19 protein-coding genes and 2 tRNA genes are annotated in these 20,742 nt (G+C 68.9%); 8 read left to right on the plus strand and 13 right to left on the minus strand.

Annotated features, from left to right (window positions below):
* The first annotated feature begins 28 nt into the window (after window positions 1–28).
* Entirely contained in the window at window positions 29–715 is a 687-nt protein-coding gene (locus ACIO52_RS27475) for a DUF3515 domain-containing protein (RefSeq protein ID WP_402647906.1), read from the plus strand.
* 148 nt (window positions 716–863) lie between these two features.
* Here the strand turns inward: ACIO52_RS27475 and ACIO52_RS27480 are convergent, their stop codons facing one another.
* The gene (locus ACIO52_RS27480; protein ID WP_218719244.1) at window positions 864–1,958 is read right to left on the minus strand and encodes a D-alanine--D-alanine ligase family protein; all 1,095 of its coding nucleotides are present in this window, start codon (window positions 1,956–1,958) and stop codon (window positions 864–866) included.
* Window positions 1,959–2,001: 43 nt separating this feature from the next.
* Entirely contained in the window at window positions 2,002–2,997 is a 996-nt protein-coding gene (locus tag ACIO52_RS27485) for an NAD(P)H-dependent glycerol-3-phosphate dehydrogenase (protein ID WP_218719243.1), read from the minus strand.
* 31 nt (window positions 2,998–3,028) lie between these two features.
* Between ACIO52_RS27485 and cofC the strand changes: the two genes are divergently transcribed.
* The 3 genes from cofC to ACIO52_RS27500 all read left to right on the plus strand — a co-directional run bounded on the left by cofC (window position 3,029) and on the right by ACIO52_RS27500 (window position 6,891).
* A complete protein-coding gene (gene cofC, locus ACIO52_RS27490) occupies window positions 3,029–3,709 on the plus strand; it encodes a 2-phospho-L-lactate guanylyltransferase (protein WP_218719242.1) in 681 nt (226 codons plus the stop codon).
* A 72-nt stretch (window positions 3,710–3,781) separates the two neighbouring features.
* Window positions 3,782–5,950: an RNA degradosome polyphosphate kinase gene (locus ACIO52_RS27495; protein WP_316575612.1), complete on the plus strand. Its 2,169-nt coding sequence runs from the start codon at window positions 3,782–3,784 to the stop codon at window positions 5,948–5,950.
* A 20-nt stretch (window positions 5,951–5,970) separates the two neighbouring features.
* The gene (locus tag ACIO52_RS27500) at window positions 5,971–6,891 is read left to right on the plus strand and encodes a bifunctional NUDIX hydrolase/histidine phosphatase family protein (RefSeq protein ID WP_316576341.1); all 921 of its coding nucleotides are present in this window, start codon (window positions 5,971–5,973) and stop codon (window positions 6,889–6,891) included.
* Window positions 6,892–7,011: 120 nt separating this feature from the next.
* Here the strand turns inward: ACIO52_RS27500 and ACIO52_RS27505 are convergent, their stop codons facing one another.
* The 3 genes from ACIO52_RS27505 to leuC all read right to left on the minus strand — a co-directional run bounded on the left by ACIO52_RS27505 (window position 7,012) and on the right by leuC (window position 9,907).
* Window positions 7,012–7,683: an HU family DNA-binding protein gene (locus tag ACIO52_RS27505; RefSeq protein ID WP_316575613.1), complete on the minus strand. Its 672-nt coding sequence runs from the start codon at window positions 7,681–7,683 to the stop codon at window positions 7,012–7,014.
* 156 nt (window positions 7,684–7,839) lie between these two features.
* Window positions 7,840–8,448, minus strand: a complete 609-nt coding sequence (gene leuD / locus ACIO52_RS27510) for a 3-isopropylmalate dehydratase small subunit (RefSeq protein WP_218719239.1) — start codon at window positions 8,446–8,448, stop codon at window positions 7,840–7,842.
* A gap of 34 nt (window positions 8,449–8,482) precedes the next feature.
* Window positions 8,483–9,907, minus strand: coding sequence for a 3-isopropylmalate dehydratase large subunit (leuC, locus tag ACIO52_RS27515; RefSeq protein ID WP_316575614.1), 1,425 nt, complete (start codon window positions 9,905–9,907; stop codon window positions 8,483–8,485).
* A gap of 63 nt (window positions 9,908–9,970) precedes the next feature.
* Between leuC and ACIO52_RS27520 the strand changes: the two genes are divergently transcribed.
* A complete protein-coding gene (locus tag ACIO52_RS27520) occupies window positions 9,971–10,672 on the plus strand; it encodes an IclR family transcriptional regulator (RefSeq protein WP_218719237.1) in 702 nt (233 codons plus the stop codon).
* 44 nt (window positions 10,673–10,716) lie between these two features.
* Here the strand turns inward: ACIO52_RS27520 and ACIO52_RS27525 are convergent.
* From ACIO52_RS27525 to ACIO52_RS27540, 4 genes are all read right to left on the minus strand, one after another.
* Window positions 10,717–10,789: transfer RNA gene (locus ACIO52_RS27525), tRNA-Glu, on the minus strand.
* 28 nt (window positions 10,790–10,817) lie between these two features.
* A tRNA-Gln gene (locus ACIO52_RS27530) sits at window positions 10,818–10,889 on the minus strand.
* Between the two features lie 179 nt (window positions 10,890–11,068).
* Window positions 11,069–12,544: a glutamate--tRNA ligase gene (gene gltX, locus ACIO52_RS27535; protein ID WP_402647915.1), complete on the minus strand. Its 1,476-nt coding sequence runs from the start codon at window positions 12,542–12,544 to the stop codon at window positions 11,069–11,071.
* An 18-nt stretch (window positions 12,545–12,562) separates the two neighbouring features.
* Complete coding sequence (locus tag ACIO52_RS27540; protein WP_218719235.1) at window positions 12,563–13,336, minus strand: fumarylacetoacetate hydrolase family protein; 774 nt, start codon at window positions 13,334–13,336, stop codon at window positions 12,563–12,565.
* 332 nt (window positions 13,337–13,668) lie between these two features.
* Between ACIO52_RS27540 and ACIO52_RS27545 the strand changes: the two genes are divergently transcribed.
* Window positions 13,669–14,826: an MFS transporter gene (locus tag ACIO52_RS27545; protein WP_402647955.1), complete on the plus strand. Its 1,158-nt coding sequence runs from the start codon at window positions 13,669–13,671 to the stop codon at window positions 14,824–14,826.
* A gap of 120 nt (window positions 14,827–14,946) precedes the next feature.
* On the opposite strand, the gene ACIO52_RS27550 is transcribed toward ACIO52_RS27545, so the two are convergent.
* Together ACIO52_RS27550 and serA are read right to left on the minus strand one after the other, a co-directional pair.
* A complete protein-coding gene (locus tag ACIO52_RS27550) occupies window positions 14,947–15,954 on the minus strand; it encodes a 3-isopropylmalate dehydrogenase (RefSeq protein ID WP_218719234.1) in 1,008 nt (335 codons plus the stop codon).
* A 330-nt stretch (window positions 15,955–16,284) separates the two neighbouring features.
* Window positions 16,285–17,883 carry a phosphoglycerate dehydrogenase gene (gene serA / locus ACIO52_RS27555; protein ID WP_218719233.1) on the minus strand — a complete coding sequence of 533 codons (1,599 nt, stop codon included), beginning with the start codon at window positions 17,881–17,883 and terminating at the stop codon, window positions 16,285–16,287.
* A 133-nt stretch (window positions 17,884–18,016) separates the two neighbouring features.
* On the opposite strand from serA, the gene ACIO52_RS27560 reads away from it, so the two are divergent.
* Window positions 18,017–18,826, plus strand: a complete 810-nt coding sequence (locus tag ACIO52_RS27560; RefSeq protein WP_342800724.1) for a nucleotidyltransferase domain-containing protein — start codon at window positions 18,017–18,019, stop codon at window positions 18,824–18,826.
* A gap of 59 nt (window positions 18,827–18,885) precedes the next feature.
* Here ACIO52_RS27560 and ACIO52_RS27565 read toward each other — a convergent pair whose 3' ends face one another.
* Window positions 18,886–19,089 carry a cold-shock protein gene (locus ACIO52_RS27565; protein WP_014987157.1) on the minus strand — a complete coding sequence of 68 codons (204 nt, stop codon included), beginning with the start codon at window positions 19,087–19,089 and terminating at the stop codon, window positions 18,886–18,888.
* Window positions 19,090–19,497: 408 nt separating this feature from the next.
* Here ACIO52_RS27565 and ACIO52_RS27570 point away from each other — a divergent pair, with 408 nt between their 5' ends.
* Entirely contained in the window at window positions 19,498–20,280 is a 783-nt protein-coding gene (locus tag ACIO52_RS27570) for an MHYT domain-containing protein (protein WP_218719231.1), read from the plus strand.
* Between the two features lie 112 nt (window positions 20,281–20,392).
* On the opposite strand, the gene ACIO52_RS27575 is transcribed toward ACIO52_RS27570, so the two are convergent.
* Window positions 20,393–20,596, minus strand: a complete 204-nt coding sequence (locus tag ACIO52_RS27575) for a cold-shock protein (protein WP_218719230.1) — start codon at window positions 20,594–20,596, stop codon at window positions 20,393–20,395.
* Between the last annotated feature and the right edge of the window lie 146 nt (window positions 20,597–20,742).

Genomic DNA, 20,742 nt, shown 5'->3' on the forward strand with positions numbered 1-20,742 from the left:
CGGACACAACGGAAAGGACCGGACGGTTATGGCGGCGGATTCGTCGGACCCGACAGCGGCGGACGACCGGGACGGCAAGTCTTCGGGCGCGGACGCCCCCGACACCGCGGCTGCGGCGACGACCGACCCGTCCGCGACCGGCTCGGCTGCCGCGTCGACGACGGACGAGCCCGATGCCGACGCGTCGACCCCCTACTCCCCCGCGCTGATCGCCACCGCGGTCGCCCTGCCGGTCATCCTGATCGTCGGCGTCCTCGTCGCGGCCTTCATCGCCCTGCGCGCCCCCGTCGAACGTGAGCCCCTCGCCCTCGGCCCGGTCCCGGCCCCGGCGGCCGACGGCCCGGCCTGCCAGGCCCTGCTGCCCGCCCTGCCCGCCGACCTGGGCGACTACACCAAGTCGACTCTGGTCGAGCCGGCGCCGCCCGCGACCCGCGCCTGGCAGCACCCCGACGGCGGCGAGCCGATCGTGCTGCGCTGCGGTCTGGATCGGCCGCTCGAATTCAACCGCGCGTCCCCGCTGACGGTGGTCGACGGTGTGAAGTGGTTCCAGGTCCGCGACGAGGTCGGCAAGGTCGGCACCTGGTTCGCCGTCGACCGCGAGACCTACATCGCCCTGACCGTCCCCGACGGGTCGGGCGCGGGCTCCATCCAGACGGTATCCGAGGTCATCACCGCGAATCTGCCCGCCCGCGAACCCACCCCGGGCGAGCTCTAGTTCGGAGCCTCGATACTCCGAGACGCGCGACCACCACGTTTTCGGCCGCCTCGCCGCCGAGGGGCGAGACGAAACGCCGAAGGCGCAGTATCGCCCCTCGGCGGCGAGGTCACGAGGCCGAAAACCCGCGGCACCAGCCGCCGAAAACTCAGCGCAGGCCGGTGCCGCGCGCCACGGCGGTGTCGATCAGGGTCGAGACGAGCGCCGGGTAGTCGACACCGGTCGCCTCCCACATCCGCGGGTACTGCGAGATCGGGGTGAAGCCGGGCATGGTGTTGATCTCGTTGATCACCGGGCCGTCGGCGGTGACGAAGAAGTCGACCCGGGCCAGGCCCTGGCAGTCCAACGCGCGGAAGGCACGCACCGACAGCTCGCGGATCTGGTCGGCGACCGCGTCGTCGAGCTTGGCGGGGACGTCGAATTCGCAGACGTCGTCGAGGTATTTGGTGGCGAAGTCGTAGAACTCCGGGGCCGCGGCGTCGGCGTCGGGCATCCGGATCTCGGAGACGACGCTGGCCCGCACCTGCCCGTCGGCGAATTCCAGCACGCCGCACTCGACTTCGCGGCCGACGATGCCCGCTTCGACGATCACCTTCGGATCGTGTTCACGCGCGGCCGCGACCGCGGCGTCCAGATCGGCCCAGTCGGTGATCTTGGTGATGCCGATCGACGATCCGCCGCGAGCCGGCTTCACGAACGCGGGCAGGCCGAGGCGCGCGCGCTCGTCCTCGGTCAGCGTCGCCGTGCCGGGCCGCAACACCACCTGCACGCCGACGGGCAGACCCTCGGCGGCCAGCAATTTCTTGGTGAACTCCTTGTCCATGCCCGCGGCACTGGCCAGCACGCCCGCCCCCACATAGGGGACGCCGGCTAACTCGAGCATGCCCTGGAGCGTGCCGTCCTCGCCGAACGGACCGTGCAGGATCGGGAACACCACATCGACGCCGCCCAGGGCGGCGGTGGGATCGTCGAGCGCGACCAGCGCGCCGCCCCGGCCCGGATCGGCGGCCAGGGTGAGCGCGGTGCCCGCCGCGTCGACCGCGGGCAGCGCGTCATGGCTGAGTTCGAGCGCGCCGAGGCCCTCGGCCAGCACCCAGCTGCCGGTGGTGGTGATGCCGATCGGCACCGCCTCGTAGCGCTCGGGATCGAGGTTGCGCAGCACACTGCTCGCCGACACACACGAGACGGCGTGCTCGCTGCTGCGCCCGCCGAAAACCACGGCCACCCTGATCCGATTCGTCATGAACGTCACCGTAACCGGTCGGCCGACCTGCGGCGCTATCGACCTACTCGGGCTTGATCCGCCTGCCGAGCAAACTGTCGACGGCCTCGCTGACCGAAAGACCCTCGTGACACACCCGGTGCACCGCGTCGGTCAGCGGCATCTCCACGTCGTGGGCGGCGGCCAGGGCCCGCACCGATGTGCACGACTTCACACCTTCGGCCACCTGCCCATTGGTCGCGTCCTGCGCGACCTGCATCGACCCGCCCGCGCCGAGGACATACCCGAAGGACCGGTTCCGCGACAGCGGCGAGGTACAGGTCGCCACCAGGTCGCCGACGCCGGCGAGCCCGGCCAGGGTGACCGGCTGCGCGCCGAGCGCGACTCCGAGCCGGATCACCTCGGCCAGTCCGCGGGTGATCAGGCTGGCGACGGTATTGTCGCCCAGTCCCATCCCGGAAGCGATGCCGCAGGCCAGCGCGATGACGTTCTTACACGCGCCGCCGATCTCGCAGCCGATCACATCGGTGTTGGTGTACGGCCGGAAATAGCCCGTGGCGCAGGCCCGCTGCGCGACGCCGGCCCGCTCGCTGTCCGAACACGCGATCACGGTGGCCGCGGGCTGCCGTTCGACGATCTCCCCCGCGAGATTCGGGCCCGACAGCACCGCGATGCGTCCCGGCTCGGCACCGGTGACCTCGGCGATGACCTGACTCATCCGCAGCAACGTGCCGGTCTCGATGCCCTTGGCCAGGCTCAGCAGCGTGGCGTCGGCATCGATATCGCCCTTCCACTGCTCCAGATTCGCGCGCAGCGACTGCGACGGGACCGCGAGCACGACCAGGTCGGCGCCGGCGAGCGCGGCCCGGTGATCATCGGTGGCGTGTACCGGCGGCAACTGCACGCCGGGCAGGTAGATCGGATTGCGGTGCTCCGTGTCGAGCGCCTGCGCCACCTCGCTCCGTCTGGCCCAGATCGTGACCTCGGTCCCCGCCTCAGCCAACACCTTCGCGAACGCGGTGCCCCACGACCCCGCACCCATAACCGCCGCCCTCGTCATCAGCTCAATATGCCATGTAAGGATTGATGTCATGCGTCCGCACACCGTGCACGCCGTGATGGCGGTCAAGCACATCGATCGGGCCAAGAGCAGGCTGGCCGACGTGCTGACTCCCGAGCAGCGCGGTCAGCTCGTGTTGGCCATGTTCGCCGACACCGTCGTGGCCGCGACCGCGGTGCCCGAGGTGTTGTCGCTGACGGTGGTCACCCCCGATCCGCTCGTCGCGACCCGGGCCCGCGCGCTCGGCGCGCACGTCCTCGACGAACCGGTGGGCGCCCCCGATCCGCTCAACGCCGCGCTGTCGGCGGGCGCGGCCGAGGTGCGCGACCGGCACGGCCCGGCCCATCTGCTGGCCCTGCAGGCCGACCTGCCCGCCCTGCGCCCGGCCGAGTTGGCCGACCTGCTCACCGTCGCTCCCGACGGCGTCCGCTCGGTGGTAATCGACCACACCGGCACCGGCACCGCGGCATTACTGGTCCGCGACACGACCGCCGCGCTGGCTCCGCGCTTCGGCGTCGACTCCGCGCGCGCGCACCGCGCGGACGGCGCGCACGCACTCGGCGGGCACTGGCCCGGTCTTCGTTGCGACGTCGACACCCCCGCCGACCTGGCGACCGTCCACCGGCTCGGGGTCGGTGCGCACACCGCGCACACCCTCGCCGAATTCGGGCTGTCCTGTCACCTGGGTGATCCGGTTCGCACCGTGTGCTAGCCGATCGCCGCCACTGGTCAGGGTCGGGCGAACGCGGCAACGTCATACTGCGGACTGCCCGGTTCGTAGGGGATGATTGACAGCGTGAGCGATACGGAAACCATCAAGCAACAGCCTCCGATTTCCCCGCCACCTGCGGCCGCCACCGCCTCGGGCGGTGACCCGTCGACGCAGCGATTGCCCAGGGATCGCTACCTCAACCGGGAACTGAGCTGGCTCGACTTCAACGCCCGCGTCCTCGCGCTCGCCGAGGACGCCTCGCTGCCGCTGCTCGAACGCGCCAAGTTCCTGGCGATCTTCGCCTCGAATCTCGACGAGTTCTACATGGTCCGCGTCGCCGGCCTGAAACGCCGTGCCGAGACCGGGCTGTCCGTGCGCTCCGCCGACGGCCGCTCCCCGTCGGAGCAACTGGAGATGATCGCCGCCCGCGCCCAGGAACTCGCCGAGCGCCACGCGCACGTGTTCCTCGACGAGGTGAATCCCGCGCTGGCCGAGGAGGGCATCGACCTCATCGGCTGGGCCGATCTCGACGACGATGAACGGCAACGGCTCTCGGGGTATTTCACCGATCAGGTGTTCCCCGTGCTCACCCCGCTGGCCGTCGACCCGGCCCACCCGTTCCCCTACATCTCGGGCCTGAGCCTCAACCTCGCGGTCACGGTGAAGGACACCGGCACCGGCGGCGAGCATTTCGCCCGCGTGAAAGTGCCCGACAACGTCGACCGGTTCGTGCGCGTGCGCCGCACCAAGGCGCCCTCGGCGATCGCGGCGTTCCTGCCGATGGAAGACCTCATCGCCGCGCACCTGGATCTGCTGTTCCCCGGCCTGACCGTGGTGGAGACGCATTCGTTCCGGATCACCCGCAACGCCGATTTCGAGGTCGACGAGGACCGCGACGAGGACCTGCTGCAGGCGATGGAACGCGAACTCGCGCGGCGCCGGTTCGGGAAGCCCGTGCGGCTCGAGGTCTCCGACGACATGACCGAGCACATGCTGGAGTTGCTACTACGCGAACTCGAGGTCGACCCCGGCGACGTCATCCAGGTGCCCGGGCTGCTGGATCTGTCGTGCCTGTGGCAGGTCTACGGCGTCGACCGGCCCGATCTCAAGGACGCGCCGTATGTTCCGGCCACCCCCGCGGCCTTCGGCGAACGCGAGACCCCGCGCAACGTCTTCGCGGCACTGCGCGAGGGCGACGTGCTGGTGCACCACCCCTACGATTCGTTCTCCACCAGCGTGCAGCGCTTCATCGAGCAGGCCGCGGCCGACCCGCAGGTGCTGGCGATCAAGCAGACGCTCTACCGCACCTCCGGTGACTCCCCCATCATCAACGCGCTGATCGAGGCCGCCGAGGCGGGCAAGCAGGTCGTCGCGCTGGTCGAGATCAAGGCCCGCTTCGACGAGCAGGCCAACATCAAATGGGCACGCGCGCTGGAACAGGCGGGCGTCCACGTGGTCTACGGCCTGATCGGCCTCAAGACCCACTGCAAGACCTGCCTGGTGGTGCGCCGCGAGGGGTCCACGATCCGCCGCTACTGCCATATCGGCACGGGCAACTACAACCCGAAGACCGCGCGCCTGTACGAGGACGTCGGGTTGTTCACCGCCGCACCGGAGATCGGCGCCGATCTGACCGACCTGTTCAACTCGCTGACCGGGTACTCCCGCAAGGAGGACTACCGCAACCTGATGGTCGCCCCGCTCGGCGTGCGCGCGGGCATCATCGAACGGATCGACCGCGAGATCGAACTGGCCAGGGAGGGCTTCGACGCCCGGATCCGGCTCAAGGCCAACGCGATCGTCGACGAGCAGATCATCGACGCGCTGTACCGGGCGTCCCAGGCCGGTGTGCCGGTGCAAATCGTCGTGCGCGGCATCTGCGGCCTGCGCCCCGGCGTGCCCGGCCTGAGCGAGAACATCGAGGTGCGCTCGATCCTGGGCCGGTTCCTGGAGCACTCCAGGGTGATCGAGTTCCGCGCGCAGGAGCAGACCTGGATCGGCAGCGCCGACATGATGCACCGCAATCTCGACCGCCGCGTCGAGGTCATGGTCCAGGTGAAGGATCCACGCCTGGTCGAACAGCTGGCCGTGGTGTTCGATTCGGCGCTCGACCCGATGACCCGCTGTTGGGTCCTCGGCCCGGACGGCACCTGGCAGGCCAGCCCGACCGACGCCGACGCCGATCAGGTGCGCGACCACCAGCAGTTCCTGATGCGACTGCGTCGTCCCGATCAGCCGTGAGCGAGGGCGTACAGACCGCGATGCACGACCCCCGGGTTCGACCCAACATCCATGCCGCGGGCGCGGTCCTGTGGCGCGACGGCGCCGCAGGACCGGAGATCGCCGTGATCCACCGGCCCAAGTACGGCGACTGGTCGCTGCCCAAGGGCAAGCTCGACCCCGGCGAGACCCCGGTGATCGCCGCGGTGCGCGAAGTCGGCGAGGAGACCGGGCTGCCGTGCACCCTCGGTCGCTATCTCGGGCACGTCACCTATCCGATCCCCGGCCATCGTCAGCTCAAGCGGGTCGACTACTGGGCCGCCGAGGCGGCGGTGGGCGAGTTCGCCGTCAACGCCGAGGTCGACCAGCTGCGCTGGTACCCGCTCGACCGGGTGATGGATCAGCTGTCGTATCCGATGGACCGCCAGGTCGTCCGGATTTTCGCCCGGCTGCCCGCCCGGACGAACACGGTACTGCTGGTCCGCCATGCCAAGGCAGGCAAGCGCTCGCGTTTCGACGGACCCGACGAGTTGCGCCCGCTCGAGCCCGCCGGCGAGCAGCAGGCGAAGGCATTGACACCGAATCTGCTGGCGTTCGGCCCCTCCGAGATCCATTCGGCCGATCCGCTGCGCTGTATCCAAACCGTGACCCCGTTGGCAGAACAGTTGAACGCCGAAATCAATTGCGAGCCAATGTTTTCCGAGCAAGGTTACGATTCAGCGAAAAGCGCCGCACGGCAACGATTTCTGTCGTTGGTAACGGATCGGGGTGTGCCGGTGGTGTGCAGTCAGGGCGGGGTGATTCCGGATCTGACGCAGTGGCTCGCCGAGCAGGGCGGGCTCACCCTGCCGCCCGCGCGCAATCGCAAGGGCAGCGTCTGGGCATTGTCGTTCGTCGCGGACCGATTGGTCGCGGCCGACCATATGGACCGGTCGCTCTCGGCGGGAATCGTCACCACCTGAGTCGCCCGCACCGCCCCGAAACAGCCGAAACGGCCCCGGATTCCCGGGGCCGTTCTCGGTCCAGTGGTGGGTGATGCGGCCTACGTGCACATTCCCCGACCCGATCCCGCTGCGGCGGGATCAACGAGCACGACGGGTGGCTGTCTTCTTCGCAGCAGTCTTCTTGGCAGGAGCCTTCTTGGCGGCGGTGGTCTTGGCCGCGGTGGTCTTGGCGGCCGTGGTCTTCTTGGCCGCCGTGACCTTCTTGGCCGGAGCCTTCTTGGCCGCGGTCACTTTCTTTGCCGCCGTGGTCTTCTTGGCGGCGGTGGCCTTCTTCGCCGCCGTCGTGGTGGTCTTCTTGGCGGCGGGTGCCTTGGTGGCTGCCTTACGGGCGGTGGTCTTGGCCGGACCCTTCGACGGCGTCGCCTTCTTGGCGGCGGTCTTCTTGGCCGCCGTCTTCTTGGCTGCCGCCTTCTTCGCCGCCACCGGGGCGTTCACGCCACGCTTGACGGCAGGGCCGGACGCGGCCAGCTTCTGCTTACCCGCGATCACCGCCTTGAACTGAGCGCCCGGCCGGAAGGCAGGCACCGAAGTCGCCTTCACCTTCACGGTTTCCCCGGTACGCGGGTTGCGGGCAACCCTGGGGGCACGCTTGCGCTGTTCGAACACACCGAATCCGGTGATGGTGACGCTTTGACCTTTGTGCACGGCGCGAACGATGGTATCGACCACGTTCTCGACAGCCGCAGTTGCCGTGCGCCTGTCCGTACCCAACTTTTCGGTCAGAACGTCGATCAGTTCCGCCTTGTTCATTGAATCCTCCGCAGACTAATGGCCCGTCGTCGGACCGACTAGGTACCACGGTAAACCCAGTTTGAGCAAGAGTCTATGTGCCACGCCAAAATTCATGTGGTTTAGCACACGTCCAGCTACCGCCCCCAGGGAAGCGCCACTAAGCGTCCCAGGTGATTACGCCTGCGAAATAGGCTCCGGCAGCGTCACGGGTTTCCATGACGGCCTTCCCTTTTCGAACTCGCCGATGACGTCGGCCCGCCGCAGCGTGAGGCCGATGTCGTCCAAACCCTCCAGCAGACGCCACCGGGTGTAGTCGTCAATATCGAACGGCAACACGACGGTTCCCGCCGTCACGGTGCGCGCGGTCAGGTCGACAACCAATTCGAGGCCGGGCTGTTCCTCGATCAGCTTCCACAGCATTTCGACATCGTTCTGTGACATCTGCGCGGCCAACAGGCCGCCCTTCCCCGCATTCCCGCGGAAGATGTCGGCGAAACGCGACGAGATGACCACCCGAAAGCCGTAGTCCGACAGCGCCCACACGGCGTGCTCCCGGGAGGACCCGGTACCGAAATCCGGCCCGGCCACCAGCACGCTGCCGTGGCTGTACGGCTCGGTGTTCAGAATGAAGTCCGGATCGGCCCGCCAACCGGCGAACAAGCCGTCCTCGAAACCAGTGCGGGTCACCCGCTTCAGGTAAACGGCCGGGATGATCTGGTCGGTGTCGACATTGGACCGGCGCAGCGGGACCCCGATGCCTTTGTGAACAGTGAAGGCTTCCATAACGATTCTCCTTCGATCGTGGTGGTCGGGGCGCTCAGGCCAGATCGGCGGGCGAGGACAGGGTGCCGCGGACCGCCGTGGCGGCCGCGACCAGGGGCGAGACCAGGTGCGTACGGCCACCCTTGCCCTGCCTGCCTTCGAAATTGCGGTTCGACGTCGACGCGCAGCGCTGGCCCGGCTCGAGCTGATCGGGATTCATGCCCAGGCACATCGAGCAGCCCGCCTGGCGCCATTCCGCGCCGGCGGCGGTGAAAATCTCGCCGAGTCCTTCTTTTTCCGCCTGGACGCGCACCTTCATCGAGCCGGGAACGACCAGCATTCGCACGCCGTCGGCCACGTGGCGGCCCTTCAGCACATCGGCGACGGCCCGCAAATCCTCGATCCGGCCGTTGGTGCAGGAACCGACGAAAACGGTGTCGACGGTGACCTCACGCAGCGGCATTCCCGGCGTCAGGTCCATGTAGCGCAAGGCCTTCTCGGCGGCCTCGCGCTCGCTCTCATCGGCGATCTGGGCCGGATCCGGCACGTTCGCGCCCAGCGGCAGGCCCTGACCGGGGTTGGTGCCCCAGGTGACGAACGGGGTCAGCTGGTTCGCGTCGATGTGGACCTCGGCGTCGAAAACCGCGCCCTCGTCGGTCTTCAGCGCCTCCCAGGCGGCCACCGCGGCGTCCCAGTCGGCGCCCTGGGGCGCGTGCGGGCGGCCCTTCAGGAATTCGTAGGTCACCGCGTCCGGGGCGATCATGCCCGCGCGGGCACCCGCCTCGATGGACATGTTGCAGATGGTCATCCGCGCTTCCATCGACAGCTTGCGGATCGCCTCGCCGCGGTACTCCAGCACATAGCCCTGACCGCCGCCGGTGCCGATCTGGGCGATCACGGCCAGGATCAGGTCCTTGCTCGTGACGCCGGGCGCCAATTCCCCGTCGACGGTGATGGCCATGGTCTTGAACGGGCGCAGCGACAGCGTCTGGGTGGCCAGCACGTGCTCGACCTCGCTGGTGCCGATGCCCATCGCCAGCGCGCCGAACGCGCCGTGCGTGGAGGTGTGACTGTCACCGCAGACCACGGTCATGCCCGGCTGGGTCAGGCCGAGCTGCGGGCCGACCACGTGCACGATGCCCTGCTCGACGTCGCCCATCGGGTGCAGGCGCACGCCGAACTCGGCGCAGTTGCGCCGCAGCGTCTCGACCTGGGTGCGCGAGATCGGGTCGGCGATCGGCTTGTCGATGTCGACGGTGGGGACGTTGTGGTCCTCGGTCGCGATGGTGAGATCGGGCCTGCGCACCGGACGGCCCGCCGCGCGGAGCCCGTCGAAGGCCTGCGGGCTGGTCACCTCGTGCACGAGGTGCAGATCGATGTAGATCAGGTCGGGTTCGCGGGAGGAACCTTCGCCTTCGCCAGGGACGACGACGTGCTGTTCCCACACCTTCTCGGCCAGTGTGCGGGCGCGCTCGGCCATTGCTTGATCACCTTTCGACGGACATACTTGGAATCTCAAGATATGAGACGTTAGTATCGTTCTATGAGACAGCATAGCGGTATCGGGGTCCTCGACAAAGCCGTGGCGGTGCTCTACGCCGTCGCGGACGAGCCATGCGGTCTCAACGACCTGTGCACCCGCACCGGCCTGCCCCGCGCCACGGCGCACCGGCTGGCGGTCGGGCTGGAGACGCACCGGCTGCTGGCACGTGACGGCAACGGGCTGTGGCGTCCCGGCCCCGCGCTCACCGAACTATCGGCGGGGGCCGCCGATCCACTGGTGGAGGCCGCAGGGGCCATTCTGCCCCGGCTGCGGGAGATCACCGGCGAGAGCGTCCAGTTGTACTGCCGCGACGGCAACGCGCGCGTCTGCGTGGCCGCGCTGGAGCCGCCCGTCGGCCTGCGCGACACCGTGCCCGTCGGCTCCCGGCTCCCGCTCACCGCGGGCTCGGCGGCCAAGGTCCTGATGGCGTGGGCGGACCCGGAGCTCCAGCGCACCGTCCTGGCCGACGCGGTGTTCGGCGATCGCGCGCTGGCCGAGGTCCGCAAGCGCGGCTGGGCGCAGAGTGCCGCCGAACGCGCGCAGGGCGTGGCGAGCGTCTCGGCGCCGGTGCGTGACGCGGCGGGCGTCGTGGTGGCCGCGGTGTCGGTGTCGGGCCCGATCGATCGGATGGGCAGGCGGCCGGGCGCGCGCTGGGCGGCCGATCTGGTCGCCGCCGCCGAGGCGCTGCACAAGCGGCTGTGAACGAAGAAGACCCCCGGTCGAATTCGACCGGGGGTCTTTCTTTGTAGCCCCGACGGGATTTGAACCCGCGCTACCGCCTTGAGAGGGCGGCGTCCTAGGCCGCTAGACGACGGGGCCAGGATGATCTCACCGAAGTGAAATCTTGCTGGGGTACCAGGACTCGAACCTAGAATGGCTGAACCAGAATCAGCTGTGTTGCCAATTACACCATACCCCAAGGATGGAAACGCTCGGCCTCCGTTTCACCGGCTGGTTGTCGGTGTTGCGAGGCCGTGTTCCGCGGCGAGGAGAAGATTACCAAACACAGTGGGGTAAACTACAAATCGCCTGGTCAGAAGCCCATTTTCAGCTGTTTTGACCCTTCCGGGGCGGTGCGGACACCGCCCCGGAACGCACTCACTGCGCGGCGGGCACCCAGCCACGGGCGGCGCGGAGCCGGTCGAGCGAGACCGCGCGGCCGAGCAGCTCCATCGACTCGTAGAGCGGCGGGCTGATGTGCGAGCCCGTCACCGCGACGCGCACCGGCGCGAACGCCTTGCGCGGCTTGAGCCCCAGATCGTCGATCAGCGCCTTCTTCAGGGCCTCTTCCAGGGCCGGGGTGGTCCACTCGGCCAGCGGTTCCACGGCGGCGATGGCGGCGTCGAGCACGGGGTCGGCCTCGGCGCCGAGATTCTTGGCGCCGGCGGCCTGGTCGATCGCGAACTCCTCGGGCGCCACGAACAGGAATTTCAGCAGGTCCCAGGCGTCGCCGAGCACGACGATGCGGGTCTGCACCAGTTCGGCCGCGGCGAGGAAGATCTTCTCGTCGATTTCGGCGCCGATATGGCCCTGCGCGGTCAGGAACTCCCGCAAACGGTGGCCGAAATCACCCGGCTCGAGCAAACGAATCTGCTCGGCATTGATCGCGTCGGCTTTCTTCTGGTCGAATCGGGCCGGATTGGAATTGACCGTCGAAATGTCGAACGCGGCCACCATCTCGGCCATGGAGAACACGTCGCGGTCCTCGGCGATACTCCAGCCGAGCAGGGCCAGGTAATTCAGCAAACCCTCGGGGACGAATCCCCGATCCCGGTGGACGAACAGATTCGATTCCGGGTCGCGCTTGGACAGCTTCTTGTTGCCCTGACCCATCACGAACGGCAGATGACCGAACTCCGGGGTGAACTCCGCGACCCCGATACGCTGCAGCGCCGCGTACAACGCGAGCTGGCGCGGGGTCGAGGACAGCAGATCCTCACCGCGCAGCACATGGGTGATCTTCATCAGCGCGTCGTCGACCGGATTCACCAGCGTGTAGAGCGGATCACCGCTACCGCGGGTGAGCGCGAAATCGGGCACCGTGCCGGCTTTGAACGTGGTTTCCCCGCGCACCAGATCGTTCCAGCTGAGATCTTCGTCGGGCATCCGCAGCCGGATCACCGCGGGCCTGCCCTCGGCCTTGTAGGCCGCGATCTGCTCGGCGGTGAGGTCGCGATCGAAGTTGTCGTAGCCCAGTTTCGGGTCGCGACCGGCCGCGCGATGGCGCGCCTCGACCTCGTCCGGGGTGGAGAAGGACTCGTAGGCCTCGCCCGCCTCGACCAGCTTGCGCACGACCTCGAGGTGCTGATCGCGGCGCAGCGACTGCCGGTACGGCTCGTAGGGGCCGCCGACCTCGGGGCCCTCGTCCCAGGTCAGGCCCAGCCAGCGCAGCGCGTCCAGGATCGCCCGGTAGGACTCCTCGGAATCGCGTGCGGCGTCGGTGTCCTCGATGCGGAAGACGAAGCTGCCGCCGTGGTGGCGCGCGTACGCCCAGTTGAACAGTGCCGTGCGGATCAGGCCGACGTGCGGCGTGCCGGTCGGCGACGGGCAGAAACGGACCCGTACTTCAGTCATGACTCTCTCTCCGCGGTATCAGCGCTTGGTGGCAACAGGATTGGTGAGGGTGCCGATGCCCTCGACGGTGACCGACACGTTCTGCCCGGCCCGCAGCGGGCCGACGCCTTCCGGTGTGCCGGTGAGGATCACGTCACCGGGCAGCAGGGTCATCACGGTCGACACCCATTCGATGATCTTGGGGATATCGTGCAGGAACAGCGACGTGCGGCTGCGCTGGCGGACCTCGCCCTCGACCTCGGTGACGATCTCCAGATCGCTTGGATCGATGGCGGTTTCGATCCACGGGCCGAGCGGGCAGAACGTGTCGTAGCCCTTGCCCCTGGTCCACTGCCCGTCGTGGCGCTGCTGGTCACGGGCGGTGACATCGTTGGCGACGGTGTAGCCCAGGATGACCTCGGCGGCCTTGGCGGCGGGCACATCCTTACACGGACGGCCGATCACCACGGCCAGCTCGCCCTCGTAGTCGACCTGGGAAGAGCTGGGCGGCAGGATGATCGGGGCGTTCGGGCCGACGATCGCGGTGTTCGGCTTCAGGAAGATGACCGGATCGGCGGGCGCCTCGCCGCCCATCTCGGCCGCGTGCGCGGCGTAGTTCTTGCCGACGCAGATCACCTTGCTCGCCAGAATCGGGGCCAGCAGGCGGACATCGGCCAGCGGCCAGCTCCGGCCGGTGAACGTCGGCGAACCGAACGGGTGTTCGGCGATCTCCTTGGCGGTGGCATCGCTGCCGTCACCTTCGATGCTGACGAACGCGACTCCATCGGGACTGGCAACTCGACCTAAGCGCATGCCCCGGAGTCTATCGAGACACGCCCACCTGCCCGAACGCGCCCGGGATGCGGCACAGCGGCGGTCATGCGCCCGCGCTCGGAATGCGGGAAAGCTCACACCACTGTGATTCGAAGGCGCTGCCCGCCTACGACATTCGCCACCCGCGCCGGGACCGCCGATTGTGATCTGTCAGACACCGAAGCGGAGGGCGCCATTCAACGGTCACGGGTGTACCGTGAGTCCAGATGTTCACCAAATGAGACATCCATCTCAAATATTGAGATGCAATAGTGCAACCCGGCGAGGTGAGAATCGTGACAGAGGTGCGGCCGACGGCCGAGACGACCAGGATGAGCGACGGCAGACGCTGGCTGATGCTCGCCCTCGGCGTCTTCGCGCAGACCTCGAGTTCGATCTTCATCCACGGCACCCCGTTCCTGCTGCCCGCGCTGACGGCCCGGGGAGATTCGCTGGCCGCCGCCGGTGCGCTGGTCGCCCTGCCGACCGTCGGCCTGGTGTGCACGCTGATCGCGTGGGGCTATGTCGTCGACCGGATCGGTGAGCGGATCGTGCTGGTGGCGGGCACGGCGCTGATGTTCGTGGCCGGCGTCGCCGCCGCGGTGGTAAACGATCCGATCGCCTTCGGCGCGCTGCTGTTCCTGGGCGGCGTCGGCGCGGCCAGCTCCAACGGCGCGAGCGGACGGGTGATCGTCGGCTGGTTCCCGCCGGACCGGCGCGGCCTGGCCATGGGCATCCGCCAGACCGCGCAGCCGCTGGGCGTCGGCCTGGCCGCGCTGAGCATCCCGTGGGTCGCCGCGCACCACGGCATCCCCGCCGCACTGCTGGTGCCCGCGCTGATGGCCGGCATCGCCGCGCTCGGCTGTCTGGTCGGCATCGTCGACCCGCCGCGCCCGCCCGCCGAGGCAGCCGACCGCGCCAACCCCTACCGTGGCGATTCCACCCTGTGGCGCATCCACGCCGTATCGATCCTGCTGGTCGTCCCGCAGGCGACCCTGTGGACCTTCGCCCTGCTGTGGCTGCACCGCGACCTGGGCTGGTCGCTGGCGGCCGCGGGCGCGCTGATGACGGCCACCCAATTCCTGGGCGCCGCCGGGCGGATCGGCGCGGGCGCCTGGTCCGACCGGGTCGGCAGCAGGCTGGGCCCGTTGCGCCGGGTGGCCGTCGCCGCCGTCGTCGTGATGGCCGCGCTGACCGTCACCGCCTGGACCGACTGGTGGTGGGCGGCCGTCCCGCTGATGGTCGCCGCCTCGGTGATCTCGGTGTCGGACAACGGCCTGGCCTTCACCGCCGTCGCCGAGATCGCGGGCCCGTTCTGGAGCGGTCGCGGCCTGGGCGTCCAGAACACCGGCCAGAACCTCGCCATCGCCGCTGTCCCACCGGTCTTCGGCCTCCTGATCACCGCCACCGGCTTCCCCGCCGCTTTCGCCGTAGCCGCCATCGCCGCCGCCGCGGCTGTTCCCCTGGTCCCGCGGGTCACCGGAAAGTAGCTGTGCCGCAGCATTTTTCACGAAATCGAAATATGCTGCGGCACAACATAACAGCGAATGTCCACCCAACGCGAAGGCCCGCCCCGCAAAACCGGGACGGGCCTTCGGTCGTTGCTGTCCTCAGACGATGGCGGCGATCCGGTCGCCGACCTCGACGGTGGAGGCGGTCCCGGTGCGCGAGGCCAGGTCCTTGGCGACGGCGGACTCGATGCGGGCCGCGCCCTCGGTGTTGCCGAGGTGGGTGAGCAGCAGCGAGACCGACAGGATCGCGGCGGTCGGGTCGGCCTTGGACTGGCCCGCGATGTCGGGGGCACTGCCGTGGACCGGCTCGAACATCGACGGGTTGACACCCGAGGCATCGATGTTGCCCGAGGCGGCCAGGCCGATGCCACCGCTGACGGCGGCGGCCAGGTCGGTGATGATGTCGCCGAACAGGTTGTCGGTGACGATCACGTCGAAGCGGCCCGGATCGGTCACCATGTGGATGGTGGCGGCATCGATGTGCTGGTAGGCGGTCTGCACCTCGGGGAACTCGGCGGCGACCTCGTTCACGGTGCGCTGCCACAGCGACCCCGCGAAGGTGAGCACATTGTTCTTGTGCACCAGGGTCAGGTGCTTGCGGCGCGCCTGCGCGGTCGCGAAGGCGTAGCGCACGACACGCTCGATGCCGAAGCGGGTGTTGGTCGAGACCTCGGTCGCGACCTCGTGCGGAGTCTCGACGCGGATCGCGCCGCCGGTGCCGGTGTAGGGGCCCTCGGTGCCCTCACGTACGACCACGAAGTCGATGTCGGGGTTACCGGCCAACGGGCTGGTGACACCCGGGTACAGCCGCGACGGGCGCAGGTTCACGTGGTGGTCGAGCGCGAAGCGGGTCTTGAGCAGCAGACCGCGCTCGAGCACACCGCTGGGGACCGACGGGTCGCCGATCGCGCCGAGCAGGATCGCGTCGTGCTGCTTGAGCTCGGGCAGCACCGACTCCGGCAGGATCTCGCCGGTGCGGTGGTAGCGTGCGGCGCCCAGGTCGTACTCGGTCTTCTCGACACCGGGCACCACCACGTCGAGCACCTTCAGCGCCTCGGCGATGACCTCGGGCCCGATGCCGTCACCGGCGATGACTGCAAGCTTCATGAGTTTCCGACTCCAATCAGAACGATGACGGTCATCCGTCGAACATCGCCACGCTACGCGGCGTCCCTGCCCCTGCTCCCCCGCACCGGGCGCGGTGGGGCAATCCCGCCCCGCCCCACGCAACCCGCACGACCCGACCTCGAGGAAGGTCCCGCCGCGCAGCGGCGCGGGGCGGGCCGGCCCCCCCCCCCCCGCCGGGGGGGGCCCCCCCGCCGCCCCCCCCCCACCCCCCCCCCCCCCCCCCCCGGGACCGAGAGGCCGCGACCTCGAGCGCGCCAGCGCTCCAACAAACACAGTCCGCGACCTCGAGCGCGCCAGCGCTCCGATAATTCAGGCCAGGTCGACCAGGACGACCTTGGCGGCGCCGACGGCCTCGGCGATCGCGGACTGCACCTCGGCGGGCACCTCGCGGTTGACGCGCAGCACCACGGTGGCGCCCTCGGCGTCGACGTCCTGGCTCAGCTGCGCGGCCAGGATGTCGATCTCGGCCTCGCCCAGCTTGGTGCCGATCTTGCCCAGCGCGCCCGGCTTGTCGCCGTAGTTCAGCACGGCCAGGTTCAGGCCCTCGGCGCGCATGTCGTAGTTGCGGCCGTTGATGTTGACGATCTTCTCGACCAGGTTCGGCTCGGTCAGCGTGCCGGCCACGTTCAGGGTCGAGCCGTCGCCGAACACGGCGCGCAGGTCGACGACGCTGCGGTGGTTCGGGCTCTCGGTGGCCGTGGTGACCTCGGCGGTGATGCCGCGCTCCTTGGCCAGCGCCGGGGCGTTGACGAAGGTGACCTGGTCCTCGACCAGCGCCGAGAACACCCCGCGCAGCGCGGACAGCTCCAGCACGGCCACATCCTGCGAGGCCAGCTCGCCGCGCACCTGCACCTCGACGCTGACGGGCAGCTCGTTGGCGATGGCGCCGAGCAGCGCGCCCTGCTTGCGCACGACATCCAGCCACGGCGCGACGACATCGTTGACCGCGCCACCGGTGACGTTCACCGCACCCGGCACGAACTCACCGGCCAGCGCCAGCAGCACCGACTTGGCGACATCGGTGCCTGCGCGGTCCTGGGCCTCGGCGGTGGAGGCACCCAGGTGCGGGGTCACGACGACCTCGGGCAGGTCGAACAGCGGGCTGTCGGTGCACGGCTCGGTCTCGAACACGTCCAGGCCGGCGGCGCGCACGTGGCCCGACTTGATGGCGTCGGCCAGCGCCTGCTCGTCGATCAGGCCACCGCGGGCGGCGTTGACGATGATGACGCCCGGCTTGGTCTTGGCCAGCGTCTCGGCGTTGAGCATGCCCTTGGTCTCGGGCGTCTTCGGCAGGTGGATGGAGATGAAGTCGGCGCGCTCGAGCACCTCTTCCAGGCTCAGCAGCTCGATGCCCAGCTGGGCGGCGCGCGCGGGCGAGGTGTAGGGGTCGTAGGCGACGATCTTGGTCTCGAAGGCCGCCAGACGCTGCGCGAACAGCTGGCCGATGCGGCCGAGGCCGATGACGCCGACGGTCTTGCCGAGGATCTCGACGCCGTTGAACTTGCTGCGCTTCCAGGTCTTCTCGCGCAGGGTCGCGTCGGCCGCCGGGATCTGGCGGGCGGCGGCGAGCAGCAGGGTGACGGCGTGCTCGGCGGCGGTGTGGATGTTGGAGGTCGGCGCGTTGACGACCATCACGCCACGCTCGGTGGCGGCGGGCACGTCGACGTTGTCGAGGCCGACGCCGGCGCGGGCGACGATCTGGAGCTTCTTGCCCGCCTCGAGCACCTCGGCGTCGACAGTGGTGGCGGAGCGCACGAGCAGCGCGTCGGCCTCGGGGACCGCGGCGAGCAGCGCCGGGCGGTCGGGGCCGTCGACCCAGCGAACCTCGACACCGTCACCGAGCGCGTCGACGGTCGACTGGGCGAGCTTGTCGGCGATCAGAACTACAGGACGGCCTGCTTGGCTCACTGTGGGGTACTCCTGGGGAAGAAAGGGGGTCGGCAGTTACCGCCGACCAGAATAGTCGCCGGGGTTCGGATGCCCTTACCCCCCTGCCAAAAACCGGGTGAACCCTGGGCGTCGCCCCGCCTACCATCACGCCATGTCCTTGCGCACCGTCCCCGACTCGATGGATCCGGCCGTCGTGGCCGCCGTCGACGCCGAGCTCGACCGGGTGGCGGCCGAGCACGGCGTAGCGATCCGCCTGGCCATCGAAAGCGGCAGCCGGGCTTGGGGTTTCCCCTCACCGGACTCCGACTACGACTGCCGTTTCGTCTACGTGGCGAGCCTCGAGACCTATCTGTCGCCGTGGACGACCCGCGATGTCATCGAGACCCCGCTGCTGGGACTGCTGGACGTGAACGGCTGGGACCTGGCCAAGGCCCTGCGCCTGCTGGTGCGGGGCAACGCGGTGCTGGTGGAGTGGCTGATGTCACCCATCGTCTATCGCGGCGACGAGGCGTTTCGCGCCCGGCTGCGCGAGGTGGCCCACCAGGTGGCCGATCGCGACCGGATCGCCCGGCACTATCTGCACCTGGGCGCGCGCCAGTGGGCGCTGTTCGAGCGCAACGGCGGCTTGAAGAAGGTGTTCTACTCGCTGCGCCCGGCGATGGCGCTGCGCTGGCTGCGTGAGCACCCCGGCGCGGCGGTGGCGCCGATGCACCTGCCGACGCTGCTGGCCGAGTGCGAGCTGCCCGCCGACCTGGTCGCCGCGATCGGCGAGCTGACCGCGCTCAAGTCCAGGACCAGGGAGATGGGGTCGGGCGAGCCGCCGCGCCTGATCACCGATTTCATCACCGCCGAGTTCGGCGTGGCGACCGCGGAGTTCGTCGCGCGCGGGCCGCGGGACCTGACGGCGGCGCGCGCCGTGACCGACGAGTTCTTCCGGGCGGAGGCGTTGGCCCCCAGATAGCAGAAACTCCGCACCTACTGGTGCGGAGCTTCACGTTCGTACGCTGGTCAAGCGCAGAATCAGAGGACGCGGACGTCCTGAGCCTGCGGGCCCTTCTGACCCTGACCGATCTCGAACTCCACACGCTGACCCTCGTCGAGGGAGCGGAAGCCCGAGCCGCTAACAGCCGAGTAGTGCACGAAGACGTCGGGTCCGCCGCCGTCCTGTGCGATGAAGCCGAAGCCCTTCTCGCTGTTGAACCACTTCACAATGCCCTGAGCCATTTCAAAACCTTCTGTAGACGAGCCAGGTCCTAATAGTCCGGTCCCGGTCTCGGCTTCAACAATGCCATGATCCGACGAATTCCTCCACACTCGAGCTCGCGGACTGTGAGGAACCCAACCCCCCGATGCTGCCACCTGGTGCTGTCACACAGCGGGCGCGGCGGGCAACGAAGCGGATGCTCGGCGTATGCCGAGGCAGTTGCGGCACGGATGCCGGATTAGCTGGGTAGCGCCGAGCAAACCGACTGGCACGGTTCACCATCGACATCTCTACGGCACGGTGACGTATCACCGTCAGCAACCCTAGACATTTTCGAGAAACCCAGTACGGCAAATTTTCTACCAGCGTATTTTCCGAGATCGTGAGGGATCGCACACCTCGCGGAGAAATCACGCAAGGAGTAGACAGTGCTGGACATCAACCATTTCACCTACGGCTGGGTAACCCCGCTGCTGGCGTATCTCATGTCGGTCCTCGGGTCGATGCTGGCACTGCGTTGCATGGTTCGCTCGCGCGCTTCCGGTACTCACGGCGGCTGGCTCACCGCGGCCGCGATCGCCCTCGGCGGGACCGGAATCTGGGTCATGCATTTCATCGCGATGCTCGGGTTTTCCGTCCACGGCGCGACCATCCGCTACAACGTCCCGATCACCTTGTTCAGCGCCGCCGTCGCGATGGGAGTGGTGTGGCTCGGACTGTCCATCGTGGTGCGGCGCAGCTGGGACAGCGCGGCTCTCCCGGTGGGCGGGACGATCACCGGACTCGGGGTCGGCGCGATGCACTATTCCGGCATGTACGCGATGAAGACCGACATCGAGATCGTCTACGACCCGTTCGTGGTGGCCGTGTCGATGGTCATCGCCGTCGTCGCCGCCACCGCCGCGCTCTGGTTCGCGCTGCACGTTCACGGCATCGTCGCCACCATCGGCGCCGCCCTGCTGATGGGCGTCGCCGTCTGCGGCATGCACTACACCGGCATGTTCTCGATGAGCGCGCACACCAGCGCCCACGTCGCCCACGCCACCGGCGCCACCGCGACCCAGCTGCTCACCCCGCTGATCATCGGCATCAGCATGGTCACCATGATCCTGCTCATGCAGGTCGGCATCACCGAGGCCGAGGACCCCAACCTGGCCCGGCCCGTGCACGGTCAGCGCGCGAGCCGGTTCTGGCCGAGCGGCCAGAACTAGGCCGAATCTGTCGTACCCCGGGGAGACACTCCGGCTCAGCGCCCGGCTGCTGATCGTCAGCGCGGTCGTCTCGCCGGCCGCGACCACACGGCGATCTATGCCGTCGGGGTCACTAGACGACCCGCACGTGCTGTGCTTCCGGTCCGCGCCGGGTCTCCCTGACCCCGAATTCCACCCGCTGACCCGCCCGTAGCGTGCGGAACCCCGCACCGACCAGCTCGGTGTATTCCACGAACACCTCGGGCCCGCCCGCGTCGGGGGTGATGAACCCGAATCCCTTACCGCTGTCGAACCAGCTCACAACGCCGTTCGGCATCGACCGACCTTCCGAATCATTTACCTGACATGCAGATTCGTTCATCGTCGCATGCCTGGGTCCGGCACCGGCAGCAGGGCGGCGGCGACCGGCGGCACCACCGGGCAGGTGACCGGTCCGCGACACGGCGGCGGCGGACCTCACGT

The sequence above is a fragment of the Nocardia sp. NPDC087230 genome (genome assembly GCF_044744725.1).
GTDB classification, from domain to species: domain Bacteria; phylum Actinomycetota; class Actinomycetes; order Mycobacteriales; family Mycobacteriaceae; genus Nocardia; species Nocardia canadensis.

What these genes read in the sequence shown, in the direction of transcription:
- ACIO52_RS27560 (WP_342800724.1), top strand. Translation starts at nt 18,017, where the DNA reads ATGTCCTTGCGCACCGTCCCCGACTCGATGGATCCGGCCGTCGTGGCC.
- ACIO52_RS27575 (WP_218719230.1), bottom strand. Translation starts at nt 20,596, where the DNA reads ATGCCGAACGGCGTTGTGAGCTGGTTCGACAGCGGTAAGGGATTCGGG.
- gltX (WP_402647915.1), bottom strand. Translation starts at nt 12,544, where the DNA reads ATGACTGAAGTACGGGTCCGTTTCTGCCCGTCGCCGACCGGCACGCCG.
- ACIO52_RS27485 (WP_218719243.1), bottom strand. Translation starts at nt 2,997, where the DNA reads ATGACGAGGGCGGCGGTTATGGGTGCGGGGTCGTGGGGCACCGCGTTC.
- ACIO52_RS27565 (WP_014987157.1), bottom strand. Translation starts at nt 19,089, where the DNA reads ATGGCTCAGGGCATTGTGAAGTGGTTCAACAGCGAGAAGGGCTTCGGC.
- ACIO52_RS27545 (WP_402647955.1), top strand. Translation starts at nt 13,669, where the DNA reads ATGAGCGACGGCAGACGCTGGCTGATGCTCGCCCTCGGCGTCTTCGCG.
- ACIO52_RS27480 (WP_218719244.1), bottom strand. Translation starts at nt 1,958, where the DNA reads ATGACGAATCGGATCAGGGTGGCCGTGGTTTTCGGCGGGCGCAGCAGC.
- ACIO52_RS27500 (WP_316576341.1), top strand. Translation starts at nt 5,971, where the DNA reads ATGCACGACCCCCGGGTTCGACCCAACATCCATGCCGCGGGCGCGGTC.
- ACIO52_RS27505 (WP_316575613.1), bottom strand. Translation starts at nt 7,683, where the DNA reads ATGAACAAGGCGGAACTGATCGACGTTCTGACCGAAAAGTTGGGTACG.
- ACIO52_RS27495 (WP_316575612.1), top strand. Translation starts at nt 3,782, where the DNA reads ATGATTGACAGCGTGAGCGATACGGAAACCATCAAGCAACAGCCTCCG.
- leuD (WP_218719239.1), bottom strand. Translation starts at nt 8,448, where the DNA reads ATGGAAGCCTTCACTGTTCACAAAGGCATCGGGGTCCCGCTGCGCCGG.
- ACIO52_RS27540 (WP_218719235.1), bottom strand. Translation starts at nt 13,336, where the DNA reads ATGCGCTTAGGTCGAGTTGCCAGTCCCGATGGAGTCGCGTTCGTCAGC.
- leuC (WP_316575614.1), bottom strand. Translation starts at nt 9,907, where the DNA reads ATGGCCGAGCGCGCCCGCACACTGGCCGAGAAGGTGTGGGAACAGCAC.
- ACIO52_RS27520 (WP_218719237.1), top strand. Translation starts at nt 9,971, where the DNA reads ATGAGACAGCATAGCGGTATCGGGGTCCTCGACAAAGCCGTGGCGGTG.
- ACIO52_RS27550 (WP_218719234.1), bottom strand. Translation starts at nt 15,954, where the DNA reads ATGAAGCTTGCAGTCATCGCCGGTGACGGCATCGGGCCCGAGGTCATC.
- ACIO52_RS27475 (WP_402647906.1), top strand. Translation starts at nt 29, where the DNA reads ATGGCGGCGGATTCGTCGGACCCGACAGCGGCGGACGACCGGGACGGC.
- cofC (WP_218719242.1), top strand. Translation starts at nt 3,029, where the DNA reads ATGCGTCCGCACACCGTGCACGCCGTGATGGCGGTCAAGCACATCGAT.